Annotated in this window: 21 protein-coding genes; 12 read left to right on the plus strand and 9 right to left on the minus strand. The window is 65.3% G+C overall.

Translation table 11 applies throughout. The annotated features are described in order from the left end of the window. Positions 1-179 precede the first annotated feature (179 nt). The 3 genes from H2509_RS16695 to H2509_RS16705 all read left to right on the plus strand — a co-directional run bounded on the left by H2509_RS16695 (position 180) and on the right by H2509_RS16705 (position 2,911). Positions 180-713: a TRAP transporter small permease gene (locus H2509_RS16695; RefSeq protein ID WP_328805106.1), complete on the plus strand. Its 534-nt coding sequence runs from the start codon at positions 180-182 to the stop codon at positions 711-713. Continuing rightward, positions 710-2,032, plus strand: a complete 1,323-nt coding sequence (locus H2509_RS16700) for a TRAP transporter large permease (protein WP_182167393.1) — start codon at positions 710-712, stop codon at positions 2,030-2,032. Before H2509_RS16695 ends, H2509_RS16700 begins: the two co-directional genes overlap by 4 nt. A gap of 117 nt (positions 2,033-2,149) precedes the next feature. Beyond that, positions 2,150-2,911 (plus strand): glutamine amidotransferase-related protein, encoded by a 762-nt coding sequence (locus H2509_RS16705; protein ID WP_182167395.1) that lies wholly within the window; start codon positions 2,150-2,152, stop codon positions 2,909-2,911. A gap of 6 nt (positions 2,912-2,917) precedes the next feature. On the opposite strand, the gene H2509_RS16710 is transcribed toward H2509_RS16705, so the two are convergent. Next, positions 2,918-4,258 carry an NAD(P)/FAD-dependent oxidoreductase gene (locus H2509_RS16710; RefSeq protein WP_182167397.1) on the minus strand — a complete coding sequence of 447 codons (1,341 nt, stop codon included), beginning with the start codon at positions 4,256-4,258 and terminating at the stop codon, positions 2,918-2,920. A gap of 164 nt (positions 4,259-4,422) precedes the next feature. Between H2509_RS16710 and argE the strand changes: the two genes are divergently transcribed. The 5 genes from argE (at position 4,423) to H2509_RS16735 (ending at position 8,312) form a co-directional block, all read left to right on the plus strand. Then, positions 4,423-5,574: an acetylornithine deacetylase gene (argE, locus tag H2509_RS16715; protein WP_182167399.1), complete on the plus strand. Its 1,152-nt coding sequence runs from the start codon at positions 4,423-4,425 to the stop codon at positions 5,572-5,574. 12 nt (positions 5,575-5,586) lie between these two features. After that, positions 5,587-6,264, plus strand: coding sequence for an NnrU family protein (locus tag H2509_RS16720; RefSeq protein ID WP_182167401.1), 678 nt, complete (start codon positions 5,587-5,589; stop codon positions 6,262-6,264). A 71-nt stretch (positions 6,265-6,335) separates the two neighbouring features. Beyond that, positions 6,336-6,950 carry a DUF4202 domain-containing protein gene (locus tag H2509_RS16725; protein ID WP_182167403.1) on the plus strand — a complete coding sequence of 205 codons (615 nt, stop codon included), beginning with the start codon at positions 6,336-6,338 and terminating at the stop codon, positions 6,948-6,950. 24 nt (positions 6,951-6,974) lie between these two features. Continuing rightward, entirely contained in the window at positions 6,975-7,748 is a 774-nt protein-coding gene (locus H2509_RS16730; RefSeq protein ID WP_182167405.1) for a sirohydrochlorin chelatase, read from the plus strand. Positions 7,749-7,820: 72 nt separating this feature from the next. Further along, entirely contained in the window at positions 7,821-8,312 is a 492-nt protein-coding gene (locus H2509_RS16735; protein ID WP_182167407.1) for an MmcB family DNA repair protein, read from the plus strand. 11 nt (positions 8,313-8,323) lie between these two features. Here H2509_RS16735 and H2509_RS16740 read toward each other — a convergent pair whose 3' ends face one another. Then, complete coding sequence (locus H2509_RS16740; RefSeq protein ID WP_182167415.1) at positions 8,324-8,881, minus strand: ActR/PrrA/RegA family redox response regulator transcription factor; 558 nt, start codon at positions 8,879-8,881, stop codon at positions 8,324-8,326. A 75-nt stretch (positions 8,882-8,956) separates the two neighbouring features. Next, positions 8,957-10,351, minus strand: coding sequence for an ActS/PrrB/RegB family redox-sensitive histidine kinase (locus H2509_RS16745; protein ID WP_182167424.1), 1,395 nt, complete (start codon positions 10,349-10,351; stop codon positions 8,957-8,959). A gap of 213 nt (positions 10,352-10,564) precedes the next feature. Between H2509_RS16745 and secB the strand changes: the two genes are divergently transcribed. Further along, a complete protein-coding gene (gene secB, locus H2509_RS16750; RefSeq protein ID WP_182167426.1) occupies positions 10,565-11,074 on the plus strand; it encodes a protein-export chaperone SecB in 510 nt (169 codons plus the stop codon). Between the two features lie 83 nt (positions 11,075-11,157). Here secB and H2509_RS16755 read toward each other — a convergent pair whose 3' ends face one another. The 5 genes from H2509_RS16755 to rph form a co-directional block, all read right to left on the minus strand. After that, complete coding sequence (locus tag H2509_RS16755; RefSeq protein WP_182167428.1) at positions 11,158-11,559, minus strand: DUF2852 domain-containing protein; 402 nt, start codon at positions 11,557-11,559, stop codon at positions 11,158-11,160. 112 nt (positions 11,560-11,671) lie between these two features. Further along, the gene (phaZ, locus tag H2509_RS16760; protein WP_209002033.1) at positions 11,672-13,231 is read right to left on the minus strand and encodes a polyhydroxyalkanoate depolymerase; all 1,560 of its coding nucleotides are present in this window, start codon (positions 13,229-13,231) and stop codon (positions 11,672-11,674) included. Positions 13,232-13,616: 385 nt separating this feature from the next. Further along, a complete protein-coding gene (hemW, locus tag H2509_RS16765) occupies positions 13,617-14,774 on the minus strand; it encodes a radical SAM family heme chaperone HemW (RefSeq protein WP_182167432.1) in 1,158 nt (385 codons plus the stop codon). A gap of 25 nt (positions 14,775-14,799) precedes the next feature. Further along, positions 14,800-15,414 (minus strand): RdgB/HAM1 family non-canonical purine NTP pyrophosphatase, encoded by a 615-nt coding sequence (gene rdgB, locus H2509_RS16770; protein WP_182167434.1) that lies wholly within the window; start codon positions 15,412-15,414, stop codon positions 14,800-14,802. Between the two features lie 26 nt (positions 15,415-15,440). Continuing rightward, the gene (rph, locus tag H2509_RS16775) at positions 15,441-16,154 is read right to left on the minus strand and encodes a ribonuclease PH (protein ID WP_182167436.1); all 714 of its coding nucleotides are present in this window, start codon (positions 16,152-16,154) and stop codon (positions 15,441-15,443) included. Positions 16,155-16,345: 191 nt separating this feature from the next. Here rph and hrcA point away from each other — a divergent pair, with 191 nt between their 5' ends. The 3 genes from hrcA to H2509_RS16790 are packed head-to-tail and all read left to right on the plus strand — an operon-like array spanning position 16,346 to position 18,984. Further along, on the plus strand, positions 16,346-17,407 hold the full coding sequence (gene hrcA / locus H2509_RS16780; protein ID WP_182167438.1) for a heat-inducible transcriptional repressor HrcA: 1,062 nt from the start codon (positions 16,346-16,348) through the stop codon (positions 17,405-17,407). Between the two features lie 27 nt (positions 17,408-17,434). Beyond that, positions 17,435-18,238, plus strand: a complete 804-nt coding sequence (locus tag H2509_RS16785; protein ID WP_182167440.1) for a molybdopterin-synthase adenylyltransferase MoeB — start codon at positions 17,435-17,437, stop codon at positions 18,236-18,238. 2 nt (positions 18,239-18,240) lie between these two features. Next, positions 18,241-18,984: a M48 family metallopeptidase gene (locus H2509_RS16790; RefSeq protein WP_182167442.1), complete on the plus strand. Its 744-nt coding sequence runs from the start codon at positions 18,241-18,243 to the stop codon at positions 18,982-18,984. A gap of 6 nt (positions 18,985-18,990) precedes the next feature. Here H2509_RS16790 and H2509_RS16795 read toward each other — a convergent pair whose 3' ends face one another. Beyond that, on the minus strand, positions 18,991-21,105 hold the full coding sequence (locus H2509_RS16795) for a transglycosylase domain-containing protein (RefSeq protein ID WP_209002022.1): 2,115 nt from the start codon (positions 21,103-21,105) through the stop codon (positions 18,991-18,993). Between the last annotated feature and the right edge of the window lie 210 nt (positions 21,106-21,315).

Below are 21,315 nucleotides of genomic sequence, written 5' to 3' on the forward strand. Positions count from 1 at the left end.
CCCCTCTCGACCGCTTCCAGGTTATATAAAAGCCGCTATATCTCATTTTACATTACCAACCGTTTCCACCATTCTGGACTGAAGCGCATCGGAATGCGCAATTCCCGCAAGCCGTCACCCGGGCCCGCAGGGGCACTGGCGGCAGTGCGGGTCGGGGTGGAAAACGGGCGAGGCTGATCGTGTACCGTCTATTCGAGCGGATCGCTGAGCGCAGCGCGCAGGTTCTGGCGCTCGCCGGCGGAGCGGTGCTGATCGCCATGACGGCGATGACGGTAGCCAGCATCGTCGGGCGCAGCCTCAACCGTTTCGGCCTCGGTCCTGTACCGGGCGACTTCGAGCTGATCGAGATGGGCGCCGCCTTCGCGATCTTCGCTTTCCTGCCGTGGTGCCAGCTGAAGCGCGGCCACGTGACGGTCGACCTCTTCCTCGCCCGCTTCAGCGCCCGGGTGAATTTCGCCGTCGACATCCTCGCCAACCTGCTGATGACCGTGGCGGCTGCCGTCATGTTGTGGCGGCTGACGCTCGGCATGCTCGACAAATACGCCTATGGCGAAACCTCCTTCATCCTGCAGTTCCCTGCCTGGTGGGGCTATGCGGGCGCAATGGCGGGCGCCATCCTCTTCGCGCTCGTCTGCGCCTTCACCGTCTGGCGCTCGATTCGCGAATTTGCCCAAGCGTCGAATGGCGCCAATAACAACGAGGCGAGAGCGTGAGCCCGCTTGAAATCGGTCTGTGGTCGATCCCCGTCGTCCTTCTCCTGATCTTCATCCGCATTCCGATCGGCCTTGCCATGTTCCTGCCGGGTATCGTCGGCACTTGGCTGGTGACGGGAAGCTGGGTGCCGATCATGGCCCAGCTGAAATCCGTCATCTACGACACTTTCTCCAGCTACTCCCTGTCGATCGTGCCGCTGTTCCTGCTGATGGGCCAGTTCGCCACGCGCGGCGGCATGTCGCGCGCGCTCTTTCGCGCCGCCGAAACCATGGTCGGCCACCGGCGCGGCGGCGTCGCCATGGCGGCGGTGGCCGCCTGCGGCGGCTTCGGCGCCATCTGCGGCTCGTCGCTGGCAACCGCCGCCACCATGGGACAGGTGGCCCTGCCGGAACTGAAACGCTGCGGTTATTCGAGCTCGCTCGCCACCGCATGCCTGGCCGCCGGCGGCACCCTCGGCATCCTCATTCCGCCATCGGTGGTGCTGGTCATCTATGCCATCCTGACGGAGCAGAATATCGCCAAGCTGTTCCTGGCCGCCTTCGTACCGGGCATTTTGGCGGCGCTCGGCTACATGATCACGGTCTCGCTCTATGTGCGCTTCAACCCGGCCTCGGCCGGCTCGCAGGAAAAGGCGAGCTGGGCGGAGCGGCGAACCGCGCTCGTCGCCGTCTGGCCGGTGCTGGTGATCTTCATGGTCGTGATCGGCGGCATCTATGCCGGCATCTTCACGCCGACGGAGGGTGCTGCGGTGGGGGCGGCGGGCACCGGCATCGTCGCCTTCCTCAATGGCGGTCTCGACGCGAAGGCGCTGAAGGACTCCATCCTGTCGACGGCCTCCTCCACCGGCATGATCTTCTTCATCGTGCTCGGCGCCAGCGTCTTCAACTCCTTCCTCGCCTTCTCGCAGCTGCCGCAGCAATCGGCCGCCTATGTAGCGGGCCTGGGCCTCAGCCCCTGGCTGGTGCTGGTGCTGATCCTGGTGTGCTACCTCGTCTTCGGCTGCATAATGGACTCCCTTTCCATGATCCTGCTGACCATCCCGATCTTCTTTCCGATTGTTTCCGCGCTCGATTTTGGCCTGCCCTTCGAGGAATTCGCGATCTGGTTCGGCATCATCGTGCTGATCGTCGTCGAGGTCGGGCTGATCACGCCGCCCGTCGGCATGAACCTCTTCGTCATCAATTCCATGGCGACCAACGTGCCGCTCGGCCACACTTTCAAGGGCGTCATGCCCTTCATCGCCAGCGACCTCGTGCGCGTCACGATCCTGGTGATCTTCCCGTCGATCAGCCTGTTCCTCATCCGCCTGCTCTATTGACGAAAGGCGCCCCTTTCCCCTCTCACCTTCCGTCGAACCGGCATCGCCGCGCTTGACGGAAGGCCGGGCGAACGCCAAAACCATTTCAACACGGAACAGCCACCCGGACGGATTTTCATGACGGCATCGTCGACCGCTTCCTTCACTCTCGGCATCCTCGAGACCGGCCGGGTGCCCGACCCGCTTTCCGGCAAATACGAACCCTATCCGGCGATGTTCCGGGAACTGCTGGCGGAGACTGGCGCGACGTTCCGCACCTATGCGATCCTCGACGGAGATATCCCTTCCGATCCCTCCGAATGCGACGCCTGGTTGATCACCGGCTCGAAATTCGGCGTCTATGACGGCTTCGATTGGATCGAGAAACTGAAGGAATTCGTGCGCAAGGCGCATGAGGCGCGCCGCCCGATCGTCGGCATCTGCTTCGGCCACCAGCTCATCGCCGAAGCTCTCGGTGGCAAGGTGGAGAAGTCGGACAAGGGCTGGGGCGTCGGGTTGCACAGCTGGCACTTGACGGGAAAGGCCGACTGGATGGAAGGCGCCGGCGAGGATTTCGCCCTGCAGGTTTCCCATCAGGACCAGGTGGTCAAGCTGCCGGAAGGCGCCAAAGTGCTGGCCAGTTCCGATTTCTGCCCGAACGCGCTGCTCGCCTATGACGACTGGGCCGTCTCGTTTCAGGGCCACCCGGAATTTTCCGCCGGTTTCAGCGAAGACCTGATCCGGATGCGCCGCGGCACGGTGCTTCCGGAGGATTTCGCCGACAAGGCGCTGGCCCATGTGCACGACCGCGAGGACTCAGGCAAGGTCGCGCACTGGATCACCGTCTTCCTGAAAAAGGCGCTGGCGGCGAAGAAAGCCTCCGAGGCGGAAAGGGCTTGAAGGCAATTACCGGTCAACCAGACCGAACCAGGCATAGGCGGCCTTGAGGTAGGTCCGCCGCAAGGCGGGAAGCGGAAACGGCTTAAGTCCGCCGCGCATCACGGCCGGGATGTCGCTTTCATCGATCGCGCCTGCACCAAGATCGGCGACAAGGCGGCCGGCATGACTTCCCATGGCAACGCCATTGCCGTGATAGGCGGCCGAAGCCCAGGCATTCGACCAGCCGTCTACCTTGCCAAGATATTGCGTCAGCGAGCGGGTGAGGCAGACGAGCCCGGACCAGAACCAGGGCGTCTCCACCTGCCGCCAGGCCGGGAACATGGCCTCGAAGTCGCGGCGGATCGCCTGCCGCATCTCGGCAACCGCGGCCGGGGCGTGCGACGTGCCGCCGCGCATGCCGAACAAAAAGCGGCCGTCCGGCATCAGGCGGAAATAATGCAGCAGGTTGCGGCTGTCATAGGCCATATCGCGCCGCGTCCAGCCCTGGGCAGCGAGTGTCGCTTCGTCCATCGGCTCCGTAACGAGGATATTGGAAAAGGCCGGCAGCAGGCGGCCCGCAAGCCCCGGCACCAGATCCTCCGCACCATAGCCGTTAGTGGCGACGATCAGCCGCTTCGCCGCGATGCTGCCGGTGGCGCTGCGCAGCCGGTAGCCGTCGCCGATGGGTTCGATACCGGTGATTTCCGACTGACCGTAAACCCGCGCGTCGGCATCGCGGACGGCCGCCAGCAGACCGGCCACGTATTTCAGCGGGTTGATTGCAAAACCGGCGGGCAGGTGCGAACCGCCATGCACGAAGGGCGCCGCGATGCCGAGACTGGCAAGCTCGTCCGGCTCGAAGAAGCGGGCGCCCTCGCTCCCCTTCCGCTTTCCGGCCTCCGCCTGCCGCCGCAGGGCATCGGCATGGCCCTTCGTATGCGCGATTTCCCATTCGCCGTCCGAATGGCGGTCGGCATCGATGCCGAATCGGTCGAGCGTGGCGGCGACGTGATCGATGGCGTCGCGCTGGCAGGCGCGATAACGCGCGGTTTCGTCCACGCCGAATTCGCGCAGCAGCGACTCTTCGGACCGCTTGGAGCCGCCGAGGCAGACGAAGCCGCCATTGCGGCCGGACGCGCCCCAGCCGGGCCGGGAACGATCGACGACAACCACCGACGCGCCGTGCGTTTCGGCGAGGCGGAGCGCCGCCGACAAGCCGGTGTAGCCAGCGCCGATCACCGCGAAATCGGCTTGCGTGTCACCATCCAGCGGCGGTGCATCGAGGCGGTCGGGCGGAACGGTCGAGTTCCAGAAATTCAGCGGATCGGGCTGAAGGTCGTAAGCGGAAGCTTCATACAGGCGGCGCATGCGGTCTTTCTCGAACTGGATCCGGCCTGTCTTATATATGCAGGAACGGCGCGTAAATTTCCCTGAAACGGCCCGCTTGCCGGTTGACCGGATGCGCACGGGAATGGAAACCTGCGCCAAACTTCCTTCTGCGAGAGATCGCGCCCCCTTACCGGACCCGTTTCATGGCAATTCCCGCAAAGGACATCCTCAAGGCGCTGGTCGGCTTCGACACGACGAGCCGCAATTCGAACCTGGAATTGATCTCCTGGGTCGAGGGTTTCCTGCACGAGCGCGGCGTCGCCGCGACCCGCATTTATGATGAAACAGGCGAAAAGGCGAACCTGCTCGCGACGATCGGACCGGCCGACCTGCCGGGCTACGTGCTGTCCGGCCACACCGACGTGGTGCCCGTGGACGGGCAGGCCTGGACGCACGATCCCTTCGACCTTATCCAGCGCGACGGCAAGCTCTATGGCCGTGGCGCCTGCGACATGAAGGGCTTCCTCGCCTGCGTGCTGGCCAGGGTGGACGCCATGCGCGCCGCGCCTCTGAAGAAGCCCTTCCACATCGCCTTTTCCTATGACGAGGAAGTGGGCTGCAAGGGCGTGCCGACGCTCATCGAGAAGATGACGGAGACCTTGCCGGTTCCCGAAGCCTGTTTCGTCGGCGAGCCGACCGAGATGCAGGTGGTCACCGGCCACAAGGCGAAACGGTCGCTCAGGGCGATCGTGACCGGACGCGCCTGCCATTCGTCGCTCGCGCCCGAAGGCGTCAACGCCATCGACTACGCCGCACGAATGATCGTCAGGATCAAGGAGATGTCCGACCGGCTGGAACGGGGGGCGCGCGACGAACAATATGACGTTCCCTTCTCTACCGGCCATACGGGTACGATTGCCGGCGGCACAGCGCTGAATATCGTGCCGGAACGCTGCGAATTTGCCTTCGAGTTCCGCGTGCTGCCGAACGAGGATGCCGACGCGCTGGTCGCCGAGATCAAGGATTACGCGGCAGGGCTGGAGACCGAAATGAAAGCCAGGGCGCCGGAAGCCAGCATTGCCTTCGAATGGATCTCCAATTTCCCGGGCCTCGACACTGCCGGCGACGCCGAGGTAACGCGCCTTGCCAAACGCCTTGCCGGGCACAACGACCATTCCCGCGTCGCCTATGGCACGGAAGGCGGCCTGTTCCAGTCGATGGCCGCGATTCCGACCATCGTCATCGGCCCCGGCTCGATCGTCCAGGCGCACAAGCCCGACGAATTCGTGGCGGTGAGCCAACTCGACGCCTGCGAGGCCTTCCTCGACCGGCTGATCGAAACCGCAAGCGGCTGAGGCAAGGCGGTCATGACTTCGTTCCTCATCGCCATTGCCGTCTTCCTCATCGCCCATTCCCTCTCGGCCATTCGCCCGCTGCGCGCCGCCCTTGTCGATGCGCTGGGGCTCAGGCTCTATCTCGCCGCCTACAGCCTGCTGTCGATTGGTCTTCTCGCCTGGGTCATCGTTGCTGCGCTCAACGCGCCTTATGTGGAGCTTTGGGGACAGCCCGCCTGGGCGTGGCATCCCGCGCTGACCCTTGCCGGCCTTGGCGTGTTCCTGGCTGTCTACGGCCTCGTGCGGCCCAATCCGCTGTCCGTCTCGCTCAATCCGGCCGCCTTCAACGTCGCCCGGCCCGGCCTGATCGCCTGGTGCCGCCATCCGGTGATGATCGGCTTCGTGCTCTGGGGCCTCGGTCATCTGTTGATCAACGGCGACGTCGTGCTCGTGATCCTGTTCGGCGCCATGACCCTCTTTGCCGCCTTCGGCATGAAGGTCGTCAACCGCAGGATCGCCGGCCGGCTCGGGGCCGACCATGTAGCCGCTCTCTTGTCCAATATCGGCAGGGCCCGGCGGGCCAAGCGCTTCTGGCAGCTCTTTTCGGTCTGGGATGCCGTTGCCGCTGCCGCCGGCATCGCTGCCGTCCTGATGCTGCTGGGTGGCCTGCATCTGGCGCTGTTCGGCGCCGATCCCCTTGCCGGGGCGTAGCGGCGAAAAATACTGAAATCGGTCCGCGCTTGCGGCTAGACTACTGCCGCCGAAGAAAAAGCGGGGGCGGCATGAGCGAGCGGCTGACGAAGGTCCATTCCGAAATCGACGCGGCGAACGGCGCCGATCCGAACCTGATCGAGGTGGACGGAGAAGCGCGGCCGGCCGAACAGGTCTACGGCGAGCGCATGTCCGGCTGGCTCGACCGCTTCGCGCCGGACGCGAACGAACTGGTGCGGATCGCCGTGCGCGCCCAGCATCTGGAGCGCTTCCGCCTGCCCCGCTCGGCCTACCCCATGGACAAGCCCGGCTATCACCGCTGGCGCAACGAGCAGAAGCGCCGCCACGCCGAGCGCATCGCCGGAATCATGACCGCCAATGGATATACGTCCGAGGAGGCGGAGCGCGTGGCGTCGATCGTGCGCAAGGAGAACCTGAAGCGCGATCCGGACGTGCAACTGCTGGAAGATGTCGCCTGTCTCGTCTTCATGCAGTTTTATTTCGCTTCCTTCGCCAGGGACCACGAAGCCGACAAGATTGTCGGCATCGTTGCCAGGACGTGGGTGAAAATGTCGGAAAAGGCGCATGAGGCGGCCCTTGCGCTGCCCCTGCCCGAGGATCTCGCACCCCTGGTCCACCGGGGGATCGCGCAGGCAACCGGCACCGTCGTCCATGAGGCGCAATGAGCGGAGAAAGGACTGGCCGACCCGATGCAGCAAGCCCATTCGCCCCATTCCAAGCAACCGGCCCACGCCAACTCCAACGTGGACCCGGCCGATCAAAGGCCCGTTCTTCTGCTTGTGGCGCATGGCGCGGGCGATTTTCCTGGCGCCAACGACGGCATCGTGGCGCTTGCCAGCCGCATCGGCGGCCGCCTGCCGGAGCTGGATGTCCGCACGGCAGTGTTGAACGGCAGGCCCGACGTCGAGGCGGTCGTTCGCGACATCGGGCCGGACCGCGACGTCACCGTCTATCCGCATTTCCTGTCCGACGGCTATTTCGTCCGCGATGCCCTGCCCAAACGCCTTGCCGGGTTGAGGCAGCCGGTGCGCATGCTTTCCCCGCTCGGCCTGATGCCGGGCCTTGCCTCGATTGCCGCCCATGCGCTTCGCAGGGCGCTCGGGCCCGGCGCATTGCCGCCGATCGTCGTGGTGTCGCATGGATCGGCGGTGGGAGCGCGGCCGCGCGGCGCGACGCTTTCCTTCGCCAAGTCGCTGCGTCGCGCCCTTGGCGGACCGCAGATGGCCTGCACCTTCCTGGAGGAAGAACCGCTCTTCGAGGAGAAGCTTGGCGCGATCGAGAAGGACGCGGCGGTGATCCGCTTTTTTGCCGCCAATGGTGGCCATGCGGAGATCGACGTCGCCAAGGAGCTGCGCAAGCGCGGCCATACCGGCTTCGTCTCCGATCCGGTGGGCCTGATGCCGGGCGTCGGCGAACTGGTCGCCCGCAACGCCAGGTCGGCGGAACGCCGGTCGGGTCTCTGAAATCGATAGCCGGCCAAATCTCTTGCGTTTCACGAACGAAACAAGAACAATGCCTGCGCAGGAAGGTACGCCATGACCGTGAACCGCATCAGGCTGGAGGATCCGCTCGCCGACGGGCGTCAGTCGCTGACCGCGCAGATGGTCTGGCGCGGGACCGCGCGACTGCTGCGCCAGATGGGCTTTGCCAGCGTGGGCGAACTGACGCTCGCCTCCGGGCGTCGGGCGGATCTCGCCGCCCTCGGGCCCAAGGGGGATCTTTGGATCATCGAGGTGAAATCCTCCCTTGCCGACTTCCGCTCCGACCATAAATGGCCGGATTACAGGGATTTCTGCGACCGCTTCTTCTTCGCAAGCCATGCCGGCGTGCCACAGGAGGTCTTTCCGCAGGAAGCCGGGCTGATCCTGTCCGATGGCTATTTTGCCGAGATTTTACGTGAGGCGCCGGAGCATCGCCTGGCCGGCGCGAGGCGAAAGGCCGTCACGTTGCGCTTCGCCCAGGCCGCCGCCCACCGCCTGCACGATGCACTCGATCCGGACGGCAGGGCCGACCTTTCGGGGTATTGATCAGACAGCCGTTATCTCGGCGCGCGCTTGGCGAGGATGCGCTGCAGGGTGCGGCGGTGCATGTTGAGGCGGCGCGCCGTCTCCGAGACATTGCGGTCGCACAATTCGTAGATGCGCTGGATATGCTCCCAGCGGACCCTGTCGGCGGACATCGGATTTTCCGGCAAGGGTGCCCTTTCGCCGCCATCGCGCGTGAGTGCCGCGTAGATGTCGTCGGCATCGGCCGGTTTGGCGAGATAGTCGATGGCGCCGAGTTTCACCGCCGTAACCGCGGTCGCGATATTGCCGTAGCCGGTCAGGATGATGGCCTTGGCATCCGGACGCCTTTCGCGAAGCGCCTCGATCACGTCCAGGCCGCTGCCGTCCTCAAGACGCATGTCGACCACCGCGTAGGCCGGCGGTGCGCTCCGCACTTTCTCTATCGCCTCCCGGACACTTCCGGCCGTATCGGTTTCGAACCCCCGCTTTTCCATGGCCCGCGCCAGCCGCTGCTGAAAGGCGTGATCGTCATCGACGATCAGCAGCCTCAGATCCTGCGCACCTTCTTCGGGGCTTTGCGGATTGGTCATGGGCTTCCCGCGATCCTTCCTGAGATTTCGGCGGCCGCTCGCGCCGGCGGCCAGGTTGGAGACATTCTAAAAGCGTTATAGGTCTGCCGCGCTGCCCTGCAAAGACCCTGCTTTCGGCTCGGCCTGCGCCAATTTGCCCGCCCCTTCCTCATCGAGGCCGGCAGCGTCCATGGCCGCGCGTGGCCAGGAGACGGTAACGATGGCGCCCTTGTCAGGCGCGCGCCGGTTATCGATGAGAAGCTTGGCGCCGGTCCGCTCCAGCAGCGTCTTGGCGATGAAGAAGCCGAGGCCCAGTCCGCCGGCGCGCTCGGCCTCGTCGCTGCGGATGTCGCGCAGCCGGCCGCGCGCCGTCACATAGGGCTCTCCGAGCTTCGCCAGCACGTCCGCGGCAAATCCCGGCCCATCGTCGGCGATCACGACGCGCACCGAACCCGTGTCCCAGCGACCCTTCACCTCCACGGTGCTTTCGGCGAAATCGACCGCATTTTCCAGAAGGTTGCCGAGCCCGTAGTGGATCGCGGGGTTGCGGATGCCGACGGGCTCCGGCCCCTCGCCCTTCATGTCCACCTTCACGGCGATACCGAAATCGCGGCTCGGTGCCACCACCTCCTCGACAAGCTGCGACAGCGGCATGCGGTGGAAATGCCGGTCGTCCCGGTCGGACAGCGAAGTCAGCTTGGCGAGGATCTCCCGGCAGCGCTCGGCCTGCGAGCGGATCAGCGCCACGTCTTCGGCAAGCGGATCGCCGTCCGCAATCTCGCTGGCGAGTTCCTTGGCCGTCAGGAAGATGGTGGCAAGCGGCGTGCCGAGTTCATGGGCCGCGGCGGCCGCAAGCCCGTCCAGCGCGTTGAGATGCTGCTCGCGCGCAAGCACCAGTTCGCTGGCCGCAAGCGCATCGGCAAGCTGGCGCGCTTCCTCGGCAACGCGGAAGGCATAGGCAGCCATGAAGGCGAGCGAGCAGACCAGCGCGGTCCACACGCCGAAGGCATAGACCGGGGGCAGGAAGAACGTCTCCCCTACCGGCCAGGGCAGCGGCAGGTGAACGACCGCCACCACACTGGCAATGCCGGCAGCCAGGAGCCCGAGCAGGATCGTCTTGTGGGCCGACAGGCCGGTGGCGGAGATCATCACCGGGGCAAGCAGCAGGAAGGCGAACGGATTGCCGAGCCCGCCCGTGAGATACAGGAGCCCCCCCATCTGGAACAGATCGTAGCCGAGTTGCACCGCGGCCATGCGCTCCGAAAGCCGGCGGGTTTCGGGCGAGAGGATCTTCAGCACGATATTGAGCCAGCCAGACAACGCCACCAGCGCGAAGCAGAAACCGAGGCGGACGGGATAGCCGAGACCGAAATGCACGACGAGCAGCGCCACCGTCTGGCCGGCGACCGCAAGCCAGCGCAACCGCACCAGGGTATCGAGCTTCAGGCGCCGGTGCGGCAGTCTCAGGTCGTCGTCGATGGTTTCAAGCATGGGATGTCCAGCGGCGGGTTGTGTTGCGGCTTTGCCGGCAAGATGCGACAGTGCGCACACAATAGCCGTCGGCAGCCGGCAGGGCGAGAGCCGGCCGGCCATTCAAGACTTGTGTGCTAGCCGCCGCCCATGGTAGCCAGCCACGGGCCTTCGACCGCGCGCCGAAGCTTGCCGATCTATTCTGGAAATTCACCGCAGACGGGACGATTGACTATGACCGATACCAATGACGCTGCCGCCGCCGGCAGCGCGGGGCAGGCAAACGAAGCGCCGGGGATGAAGATCCTCGCCCAGTACATCAAGGACCTGTCGTTCGAAAACCCGAATGCGCCGCATTCGCTCCAGCCGCAGGGCCAGCCGAAGCTCGACGTGAACGTGAACGTCAACGCGACCCCCTATAACGACAGCCAGTTCGAGGTGGTGTTGTCGCTGAGCGCCACTGCCTCCAACGACAATACGACGCTGTTCGCCGTGGAGCTGGTCTATGCCGGCCTGATGCGCGTCACAGGCGTGCCGCAGGAGCATCTGCACCCCTTCGTGCTTATCGAATGCCCGCGCATGCTGTTTCCCTTCGCGCGCAATATCCTGGCCGATGCGACCCGCAACGGCGGCTTCCCGCCTCTGATGCTCGACCCGATCGACTTCGCCGCACTCTATCGGCAGAACCTTGCCAACGCGCAGGCGCAGGCCGCCGCCCAGCCGGGTCAGGGCCAGGTCAACTGAGCCGCACTTCGGCATGAACAAACGAAAAGGCCGCGGTCTCCCGGGACCGCGGCCTTTTTCATGTTACCCGGGTTACGGTCGGGTCAGGCCTCCGATGGCTTGCGGCCCCGGCTGGCCATGAAGCGGTCGAATTCCTCCTGATCGCGCGCTCGGCGCAGCTCGCGCAGGAATTCGTCGAATTCGGCCCGCATTTCGTCAAGGCGGGCGCGCTCTTCCTCGAGCCGCTTCAGTTCCCGCTCGCGATAATCGTCGAAGGCAGCGTTCCCGGTGCGGCGCCAATGCGCCGGCCCCTGTCTCGCCGCATTGCCGAGAGGGCTTGCATCCCATTGGTCACGCGCGTCGCGCGCCATGGCGTGAAAACGGTCTCCCCACAGGATATAGGCAAGCATCGCGAGGCCGAGCGGCCAAAAGACGATGAAACCCAACACCATCAGACCGATGGTCATCGGGCTCCAGCCGGGCTTGATCGCAGAACAACTTGTCATCGTCGCGTCCTTTGCATCCCTTCCCAAACGTCAACTACTTAACGCAGGTGGTCGCGGATGCCGACGATTTCAAGGTTTGCGCAGCGTAAAGCGATGCTGCGCCGCGCCATGGTCAAGAATCGACCTGCTCCGAAAGATTGCGTGCCTGATCGATCCATTTGTCGCGGGCAATGCGGCCGCGAAAGTCGAGACGGTCGTCAAGCGCGGAGATTTGCGCGTCGTTGAGCTGGGCGATCTGCCAGAAATGGAAGATGCCGGCCTCGTTGAGCACTGTCTCCAGCTTGGGACCGACGCCGGATATCTTCTTCAGGTCGTCGGCCACGCCCTGCGGGCGGGCGAGCAGGATCGCCGACAGAGGATCGCTCGGCTGCAAGGAGGCCTGTTCCACGCTGTCCATCGCGCCGTTCACCCTGCCGTTGGGCTTTGCGGCGCCATTGCCGGGGAACGACCGCACCTCGGTGCCGCGGTAGCGGTTGGAGAGGATGAAATCCATGATCCGCGGCGCGATTTCCGAACGGAAACGCGAACCGTTGAACACGCCGTAATGGCCGACCGACGGCTGCTCGTAATGCACCTTCCTTTCGGCGCTGAGGCCGGTGCACAACGCATGCGCCGCCTTCGTCTGGCCGCGACCGGTGATGTCGTCCTTCTCGCCTTCGACCGTCATCAGCGCGGTGTTGCGGATGGCATGGCAGTCGATCGGGCCGCTGCGATGCATCATCTTTCCCTCCGGGAGGGCGTGCTCGATGAACACCGTCTTGACCGTCTGCAGGTAGAACTCGGCCGCAAGGTCCATCACCGCGAGATATTCGTCGTAGAATTCGCGGTGCTTTTCAGCGCTGTCGCCGTCGCCCTCGACCAGGTGCTGGAAGAAGTCGCGATGAGCGATCATGTGCCGGTCCATGTTCATCGACATGAAGCCCGACAGCTGCAGGAAGCCCGGATAGACATCGCGCATGAATCCCGCATGCGGGAAGGGAACCTGCATGATGACGTTGCGCTCGAACCAGTCTATGCCGCGTGACTGGGCCAGGTCGTTGACGGCGGTCGGGTTGATGCGTGTGTCGATCGGCCCGCCCATCAGCGTCATGGTGGCAGGCGAATAGGGATCGTTGCGCGCTTCCATCAGCGCCACGGCGGCCAGAACCGGCACCGAAGGCTGGCAGACGGCCATCACATGAGTGTCCGGCCCCAGGAAATGCAGCATCGAGATGATGTAGTCGATATAGTCGTCGAGATCGAAGCCGCCTTCGGAGATCGGCACCATACGGGCGTCGATCCAGTCGGTGATGTAGATGTCGGCGCGCGGCAGGAAGGTCTCGACCGTGCCACGCAGCAATGTGGCATAGTGGCCCGACATCGGTGCCACGATCAGGAGTTTCGGATCGTCGCGCCGGCGGGCACGGCTGGCGCCGTCGCCGATCAGCCGCTCGAAATGCAGCAGGTTGCAGAACGGCCGCTGCCAGACAACCTGCTCGCGAACGGGAACCCTCATGCCGCCGACCGACGTTTCCTTCAGGCCGAATTCCGGCTTGCCGTAACGCCGCGTCGTGCGTTCCAGCAATTCGCAGGCCGCAGCGACGGACCGGCCGTAGGTGGTGTGCGAGAGCGGATTCAGCGGATTCTGGAAATAGAGCCGCGTCATGTCCGCCGCCGCTCTCATCGGGCTCATGGCCGCATGGTTGAGCTCGTAGAGATGGTAATAGGGCACGTGATCCGACCTCTCATCTTGCGATGACTTGGCGCGCCTGCCGTTCAGCGGCGCTTTTGCATCGCAACAGAATAGGATGAGGCTGCACGCTTTAACAATATCTACTGTCGTCCCATAACCGTGCTGTGAAGAACGGCTTTTCGGCTCAGGAACTTCGCTGCCTCATCACTTTTTCGATACTGCGACGCAAAAACCGAGGCGTCCAGAAGTAAACTGATTCATCACACAATATGATTCGGGCAAAACCGTATCCCCGCGCGGAATTAAGCGCCCTGTGACCCGGAAGCCTCACATTGGTCATACAAGTGCACCGCGGCGCCGGCATCGCACCGCGTCGTATGCACCTTCAGGCAGCCAGGTCGGCCACCACGGCATCCAGCACCAGAAAGCCGTCCGGGGTCGCCCGCACCCGGCCCCCACCAAGTTCCTCCACCATCCCGTGCTCGATGAGCTGATCGAGACGAAAGGGATCGATCCTGCGGCCTGCGAGACGCTCGAAGCGGGTGAGATCCACGCCTTCGACTAGGCGAAGCCCCATCAGCAGGAACTCGTCGCCCTGCTCCTCTTCCGAGAGAGCCAAGTCCTCGATCCGGCCGTGGCCGTGGCTTTCAACCTGGGCAAGCCAGGTCTCCGGGTGCCGTTCGGCCGCTGTCGCGCGCTTGCTGAAGCCGACGGAGATGCGGCCGTGGGCGCCCGGCCCGACGCCGACATAGTCGCCGTAACGCCAGTAGACGAGGTTGTGTCTGCATTCCGCTCCTTCGGCGGCATGATTCGACACTTCGTAGGCCGGCAGGCCGCGTCCCGCCGAAATCTCCTGCGTGGCGAGATAGAGATCGGCAGCCAGATCCATGTCAGGCACAGAAAGCTTGCCGGCCTGCTGCAGCGCGTAGAAGGGCGTGCCCTGCTCGATCGTCAGTTGATAGAGCGACAGGTGATCGGCGGCCATGTCGATCGCCGCGTTGAGCTCCTCGCTCCACGCCTCCACCGTCTGTCCGGGACGGGCATAGATCAGGTCGAACGAGAGGCGCGGGAAGGTGCGGCGCGCGATCTCGATCGCCTCGCGCGCCTGCGCCACGTCATGCAGGCGGCCGAGGAACTTCAGATCGCGGTCGTTGAGCGCCTGCACGCCGAGCGAAACCCGGTTGACGCCGGCCGTGCGATAACCCTGGAAGCGATGCGCCTCGACGCTGGAGGGGTTGGCCTCGAGCGTCACTTCCACGTCGTTGGCCGCCGGCCAAAGCTTCGCGATCGCGTCGAGCACGCGGCCGACCGTTGCCGGCTCCATCAGCGAAGGCGTGCCGCCGCCGAGGAAGATCGACTGCACGACCTTGCCCCTGGTGAGGTCCGCGTAGTGGGCAAGCTCGCGTTCGAAGGCGGCCGCGAAGCGCGCCTGGTCGACGGCCTGATGGCGTACGTGGCTGTTGAAGTCGCAATAGGGGCACTTGGCCGCGCAGAACGGCCAGTGCACATAGATTCCAAAGCCGCCGTCCGGCTGCTGGGTCATCGTCTTTTCCAGATGCGGCGCGCGCTTATCCAAGAAGCGCGGCCTTGAATTTCGCGAAAGCGCGGGCGCGGTGCGACAGCGATTTCTTTTCCGCCGCCGACATCTCGCCGAAGGTGCGCGCCTCGCCTTCCGGCGCAAACATCGGATCGTAACCGAAACCGTTCGCCCCGCGCGGCGGCCACACGCAGCAGCCTTCGACCTCGCCCCGGAAATGGCGAACCGTGCCGTCCGGCCAGGCAAGGCAGAGCACGGCGACGAAGGAGGATTTCCGCTGCTGCGGAGTAACGGCGCCCTCCGCCTGCAGCTTTTCCTCCACCGTGCGCATGGCCATGGCGAAGTCCTTGTCCGGTCCCGCCCAGCGCGCCGAATAGAGCCCCGGCGCGCCGCCGAGCGCTTCGACGCAGAAGCCGCTGTCGTCGGCAAGCGCCGGCGAGCCGGAAGCCGTCGCGGCGGCAACCGCCTTCAGCTCGGAATTGGCCTCGAACGTGTCGCCGGTCTCCTCGGGCTCCGGCAGGCCGACCTCGCCGGCCGAGACGACCTCGAAGCCGTGCGGTGCCAGCAGGTCGCGGATTTCGGCGAGCTTGCCCGGATTGTGGCTGGCGACGACCAGCCGGCCCGGCTCCAGTCTGCGATCGCCCATCGCCCCCGTCTCCATGCCGGCCCCTGTCAAAGGATCGACATTTTCTGCAGGTCGATCAGCCTGGCGACCCCCTGCCTTGCGAGACCGAGCAGCGACTGGAACTCGTCCTCGGAAAAGGGAACGCCTTCAGCCGTCGCCTGGATCTCGACGATGCCGCCCTTGCCGGTGATGACGAAATTGGCGTCGGTTTCAGCGGCGGAATCCTCGGCATAGTCGAGGTCGAGCACTGCTTCGCCTTCATGGATGCCGCAGGATACGGCCGCCACGTGGTCGAGCAGGACCTCGCCGGCGAACATGTCGCGCGCCTTCATCCAGGCAAGGCAGTCGTGCAACGCCACCCAGGAACCTGTGATCGCCGCCGTGCGCGTGCCGCCATCCGCCTGGATGACGTCGCAGTCGACAGTGATCTGCTTTTCGCCCAGCGCCTTCAGGTCGACGACCGCGCGCAGCGAACGGCCGATCAGGCGCTGGATCTCCAGCGTGCGGCCGGATTGCTTGCCGGCAGAGGCCTCGCGGCGCATGCGATCGCCCGTCGAGCGCGGCAGCATGCCATATTCCGCCGTCACCCAGCCCCGGTTCTGGCCGCGCAGCCAGGGCGGCACCCGCTCTTCCAGGCTGGCCGTGCAAAGGACATGCGTGTCGCCGAATTTCACCAGGCACGACCCCTCGGCATGCTTGGAAACGCCACGCTCGAGCGTGACGGCGCGCAATTCGTCGGCGGCGCGTTTTGACGGTCGCATGAAGTCCCTTTCCCGGATAACGCCTGAAGCCTTCGCCGGCAGCCCTTGGCTGCCTGCGTTCCGCCTTGTACCGCCGTCGCCGGATCGAGGTCAAAGGGTCGCTTGCCAAAAAACGGAAAACCGGCCCTATATCTATAGATGCTTCCGGCTGGAAGCAGCTTTCGCGGTTAGGATGAGACAGACCCGTGAGCATGAGCGCTCCTTCCGTCAGCCTGAGCAATCTCGACCAGCGTTCGCGCGAGATCTTCCGCTCGATCGTCGAAACGTACCTCACGACCGGTGAACCGGTGGGGTCGCGCAACCTGTCGCGCGTCCTGCCGCTGCAGCTTTCGCCCGCCTCGATCCGCAACGTCATGGCGGATCTGGAGCATCTGGGCCTGCTCTATTCGCCACACACCTCCGCCGGCCGCCTGCCGACGGAAACCGGCCTGCGCTTCTTCGTCGACGCGCTGCTGGAAGTCGGCGACCTCAGCCGCGAGGAACGCGAGGCGATCGACATCCAGGTCAAGGCCTCGCGCAATTCCCGCACCACCGAACATATCCTGACGGAGGCGAGTCAGATGTTGTCCGGCCTGTCGCGGGGTGCCGGCGTGGTGCTGACGCACAAGACCAATCCGCGCCTGCGCCATGTCGAATTCGTGCGCATCGAGCCGCTGAAGGCCCTCGTCGTGCTGGTCGCGGAAGACGGTTCGGTGGAAAATCGCATCGTAGACCTGCCCACCGGCCTGCCGAATTCGGCGCTTGTGGAAGCCTCCAACTTCCTCACCAGCCTCATCCGCAACCGCACCCTCGCCGAAGCGCGCGCCGAACTGGAGCGCCAGCTGCGCGAGAACCAGGCCGAGCTCGACCGGCTGACGGCGAAGGTGGTGGAGGAGGGCGTTGCCGTCTGGGCCGGTTCCAGCGACACGCAGGGTACGCTGATCGTGCGCGGCCGTTCGAACCTTCTGGCCGATCTGGCCGCCGCGGAGGATCTGGAACGCATCCGGCTGCTCTTCGACGACCTGGAGAGCAAGCGCGACCTCATCCATCTGCTTGGCCTGGCGGAAGACGGCGACGGTGTGCGTATCTTCATCGGCAGCGAAAACAACCTGTTCTCGCTCTCCGGCTCATCGCTGATCGTTTCGCCCTACCGCGACAGCGAGCAGCGCATCATCGGCGTGCTCGGCGTTATCGGCCCGACGCGGTTAAACTATGCGCGAATCATTCCGATGGTCGATTACACAGCAAGGCTCGTCAGCCGCCTGATCGGCTGATGCTCAAGAAGACGCAAGCTAGGCAGAATGACGCTCGAACCGGCCGAACTGGAACGCTATGCCCGTCACATCGTCCTGCGCGACGTCGGCGGCCCCGGCCAGCAGAAGCTCAAGGCGGCGCGGGTGCTGGTGATCGGCGCTGGCGGCCTCGGCGCCCCGGTGCTGCAATATCTCGCTGCCGCCGGCGTCGGCACGCTCGGCATCGTCGACGATGATACCGTGTCGCTCTCCAACCTGCAGCGCCAGGTCATCCACGACACCGACGCGCTGGGGGAACCGAAGGTGGCGAGCGCGGCAAGCGCGATTGCCCGCCTCAATCCGCATGTCAGGGTGGAGCCGCACGCCACGCGCTTTTCGGCCGAAAACGCCCTGTCGCTCGTTTCCCGCTACGACCTGGTGATTGACGGCTCGGACAATTTCGCCACCCGTTATCTCGCTTCCGATGCCTGTTTCTTTGCCAGGAAGCCACTGGTGACGGGCGCCGTCGGCCAGTTCGACGGCTCGCTGACGCTGCTGAAACCCTATGAGACCGGCGCGAACGGCAAACCCAACCCCACATATCGCTGCCTCTTCCCCCAGCGCCCGCCGGAAGGGCTGCTGCCGACCTGCGCCGAGGCCGGAGTGCTTGGCGCGCTGACCGGCGTCGTCGGCTCGCTGCAGGCGATGGAAGCGCTGAAGGAGATCGCGGGCTTCGGCGAGGGGCTGGTCGGCCGGCTGCTCCTCTTCGACGCGCGCACGATGAAGATGGAGACGATCCGCTACGCCTGGTCGCCGAAGAACCCGCTCTCCGGCGACGCTCCGAAAAGCTTCGCCGACCTGGCGGAGGGCTGAGCGTGGCGGCCTTCCTCCTGCGCCGCAAGCCCGCACCCCTGCCGGATCATGTGCTGATCGAGATTGCCGGCGAGACGCGCAAGATCCACTTGCGGCGCAATGCGCGCGCCAAACGCTACCTGTTGCGGGTGCCCGCCGACGAGCGCGAGGCGGTGCTCACCGTGCCGGCTGGCGGCTCACTCGAAACAGCCCTCGATTTCGCAAGGCGCCAGCATGGATGGCTGGCCGCGCGCCTGTCGGAACGCCAGGCGCCGGTCGATTTCGCGGATGGCGCCAGCATCCCCTTTCGCGGCCTCGATCATCGCATTCGCCTCTCGGGCAAGCTGCGCGGCCTCGTCGAACGGACCGATTGCGTGGACGGCTGGGAATTGCGCGTGCCGGGCGATGCCGTGCATCTGCCGCGCAAGCTCACCGACTGGCTGAAAAAGGAGGCACGGCACGACCTTGAGGCCGCCGTAGCCCGCCATGCCGCAAATATCCCGCGCAAGCCCTCCGCCATCACCATTCGCGACACCCGCAGCCGCTGGGGATCCTGCGCCGCCAACGGCCGGCTGTCCTTTTCATGGCGGCTGGTGCTCGCTCCGCCGTCGGTTCTCGACTATGTCGCCGCCCACGAGGTCGCGCATCTGATGGAAATGAACCACGGCCCGCGCTTCTGGACGCTTTGCCGCCGGCTTGCCCCGCAGACCGAAGACGCGCGGCAGTGGCTGAAGGAACATGGCGCGCGCCTGCACGCCTACGGCTGATCGGAATCAGCCGCCGAAGATCCGCTGCAGCAGGTTGAGCGGGCCACGCCCCTTGCCGGGTTCGGGAAGGATGGGCCGGCCCGGATCGTCGCCGATGCGGCCGGGCGGTACCAGGCCGCTGCCCGCGGGTTCGGCCACCTGAACCGGCGCTTCGTAGATGCCTGGCAAGGCCGAGACCGGCAGGCCGTCATGGCCGGCCACCATTACATCCTTCCAGATTCTCGCCGGCAGGGAGCCGCCCGTCGCCCGCTTGGTCGGGCTGTTGTCGTCATTGCCGATCCACACCGCCGTCGTCAGCTGGCCCGTGTAGCCGATGAACCAGCCATCGCGGAAATCCTGGCTGGTGCCGGTCTTGCCGGCAGCAGGCCTTCCCTCCAGCTCCGCTGCCCGACCGGTGCCGGTCGAGAGCGTTTCGGCCATCATCCGGTTCATCGCGCCAAGCGAATAGGGATCGATCACCCGGCCCGGCCCGTCGCCCTTGCGCGAATAAAGCAGCTTGCCCTTCATCGTGCGGATCGAGCGGATCACATGCGGCACCACGCCGTAGCCGCCGTTCGAGAAAGGCACGAAGGCAGCCGCGATCTCGAGCGGCGTAACTTCCGACGTTCCAAGGGCGATCGAGGCATTCTTCTGCAACGGAGACGAGATGCCCAGCCGCTGGGCGGTATCGATCACCCGCGCGGGGCCCACCTCCTGGGCAAGTCGGGCGGCGACCGTGTTGAGCGATAGGCTCAGCGCTTCCGTCAGCGTGACGGGGCCGCGATATTTGCGCGTGTAGTTCTGCGGCGCCCAGTTGCCGATGCGCACCGGCTCGTCGACGCGGATCGTCTCCGGCGTCAGGCCCTGCTCGACCGCCGCCAGATACACGAAGGGCTTGAAGGCTGAACCGGGCTGGCGCCTGGCATGGATCGCGCGGTTGTACTGGCTGCGCGCATAGTTGGCGCCGCCGATCAGCGCCTTGACCGCGCCCGATCCGTCGAGCGTCACGACAGCGCCCTGGCTTACGGCGAGCTTGCCGCCTTCGCTCGCCAACGCGGTGCGCAGGCTGCGCTCGGCGGCGTGCTGTAGGTCGAGGTCGATTGTGGTGTCGACAATGACATCTGTGTCGATCGAGCCGACATAGCCCGGCAGAAGCTCCATTACCCAGTCGGCGACGTAATTTTCGCTCGACGTCTGCCGGTTGGCGACGATCGTCGCCGTTTCGGCCAGCGCCACCTTGACCTGGTCGTCGTCGATATAGCCCGCGTCATGCATGGCAAGGAGCACGGTCTGGGCGCGCTCCTCGGAAAGCTTCGGATTGTTGGTCGGCGCGTAGCGCGACGGCGCCTTCAGCAGGCCGGCGAGGATCGCCGCCTCGTTCAACGTCACCAGCCGGGCCGACTTGCCGAAATAGCGTCGTGCGGCCGCATCGACGCCATAGGCGCCCGCGCCCAGGTAGACGCGGTTCAGATACATCTCCAGGATTTCGTCCTTGGAGAATTTCTGCTCCAGCCAAAGCGACAGCACCACTTCCTGCATCTTGCGGCTGAAGGTGCGGTCCGGCTCCAGAAACAGGTTCTTGGCAAGCTGCTGGGTCAGCGTCGAGCCGCCCTGCACCAGCCGCCCGGAGCTTGCATTGACGAAGACGGCGCGCGCCAGGCCGATCGGATCGATGCCGAAATGCGAGCGGAAGCGCCGATCCTCGATCGCCATCACCGCTTCGGGCAGGTAATGCGGCAGTTGCTCCAGCCTCACGGCTTCGCCGCCCGTGTCGCCGCGATTGGCGATCAGGTGTCCCGAAGCCGAAACGATCCTTATGTTCGGCGGCCTTTTCGGCACCGCCCATTCAGAGGTCGGCGGCAGATGCGCGGCATAGTAACCCAGCACGCCGGCCACGACGACGATACCCCAGATGCCGAGGACGGCACTCCAATAGGCACCGCGCTTCACGAACCGCAGGAGGCGGGAGTTGCCGCCGCGCCGCTTGCGCCCGCCCTTGCCCCTCCTGGACTTCGCGGACTTCCTGCGCGCCGGTCCGGAGCGAGACCCGGAGGACGCATTCTGCCGGTTCGCGGGCTTCGCCTTCCGCGGAGCGTTCGGTCGCTGGCCTGCCGCCGGCCGGTCCTCCGCCGTCAGGCGCATGTCGAGGCTACCCGATTCCCCATCGTGGAATCGCGGCTCGATGCGTTGCCTTTTCGGTGGACGCCCAGTCATCGCACCCGGATACTCATGCTCCCATGGCATAAAGATGTCGCGGCAGGAAATTTGCCGGACGCCATGCTAGTCAGATTAACTGCGCAGCCTTAAGCGCCCGTTAAGCAAATCGGCGCCGCAGCAAGGTGCATGGGAGGA

Origin of the sequence: Stappia albiluteola, from assembly GCF_014050225.1 — a bacterium.
Classification (GTDB): Bacteria; Pseudomonadota; Alphaproteobacteria; order Rhizobiales; family Stappiaceae; genus Hongsoonwoonella; species Hongsoonwoonella albiluteola.

Excerpts from the sequence above, each read along its gene's own strand:
- H2509_RS16705 (WP_182167395.1), top strand. The coding sequence starts at position 2,150 with ATGACGGCATCGTCGACCGCTTCCTTCACTCTCGGCATCCTCGAGACC.
- H2509_RS16710 (WP_182167397.1), bottom strand. The coding sequence starts at position 4,258 with ATGCGCCGCCTGTATGAAGCTTCCGCTTACGACCTTCAGCCCGATCCG.
- argE (WP_182167399.1), top strand. The coding sequence starts at position 4,423 with ATGGCAATTCCCGCAAAGGACATCCTCAAGGCGCTGGTCGGCTTCGAC.
- H2509_RS16720 (WP_182167401.1), top strand. The coding sequence starts at position 5,587 with ATGACTTCGTTCCTCATCGCCATTGCCGTCTTCCTCATCGCCCATTCC.
- H2509_RS16725 (WP_182167403.1), top strand. The coding sequence starts at position 6,336 with ATGAGCGAGCGGCTGACGAAGGTCCATTCCGAAATCGACGCGGCGAAC.
- H2509_RS16730 (WP_182167405.1), top strand. The coding sequence starts at position 6,975 with ATGCAGCAAGCCCATTCGCCCCATTCCAAGCAACCGGCCCACGCCAAC.
- H2509_RS16735 (WP_182167407.1), top strand. The coding sequence starts at position 7,821 with ATGACCGTGAACCGCATCAGGCTGGAGGATCCGCTCGCCGACGGGCGT.
- H2509_RS16740 (WP_182167415.1), bottom strand. The coding sequence starts at position 8,881 with ATGACCAATCCGCAAAGCCCCGAAGAAGGTGCGCAGGATCTGAGGCTG.
- H2509_RS16745 (WP_182167424.1), bottom strand. The coding sequence starts at position 10,351 with ATGCTTGAAACCATCGACGACGACCTGAGACTGCCGCACCGGCGCCTG.
- secB (WP_182167426.1), top strand. The coding sequence starts at position 10,565 with ATGACCGATACCAATGACGCTGCCGCCGCCGGCAGCGCGGGGCAGGCA.
- H2509_RS16755 (WP_182167428.1), bottom strand. The coding sequence starts at position 11,559 with ATGACAAGTTGTTCTGCGATCAAGCCCGGCTGGAGCCCGATGACCATC.
- phaZ (WP_209002033.1), bottom strand. The coding sequence starts at position 13,231 with ATGAGCCCGATGAGAGCGGCGGCGGACATGACGCGGCTCTATTTCCAG.
- hemW (WP_182167432.1), bottom strand. The coding sequence starts at position 14,774 with ATGACCCAGCAGCCGGACGGCGGCTTTGGAATCTATGTGCACTGGCCG.
- rdgB (WP_182167434.1), bottom strand. The coding sequence starts at position 15,414 with ATGGGCGATCGCAGACTGGAGCCGGGCCGGCTGGTCGTCGCCAGCCAC.
- rph (WP_182167436.1), bottom strand. The coding sequence starts at position 16,154 with ATGCGACCGTCAAAACGCGCCGCCGACGAATTGCGCGCCGTCACGCTC.
- hrcA (WP_182167438.1), top strand. The coding sequence starts at position 16,346 with ATGAGCGCTCCTTCCGTCAGCCTGAGCAATCTCGACCAGCGTTCGCGC.
- H2509_RS16785 (WP_182167440.1), top strand. The coding sequence starts at position 17,435 with ATGACGCTCGAACCGGCCGAACTGGAACGCTATGCCCGTCACATCGTC.
- H2509_RS16795 (WP_209002022.1), bottom strand. The coding sequence starts at position 21,105 with ATGCGCCTGACGGCGGAGGACCGGCCGGCGGCAGGCCAGCGACCGAAC.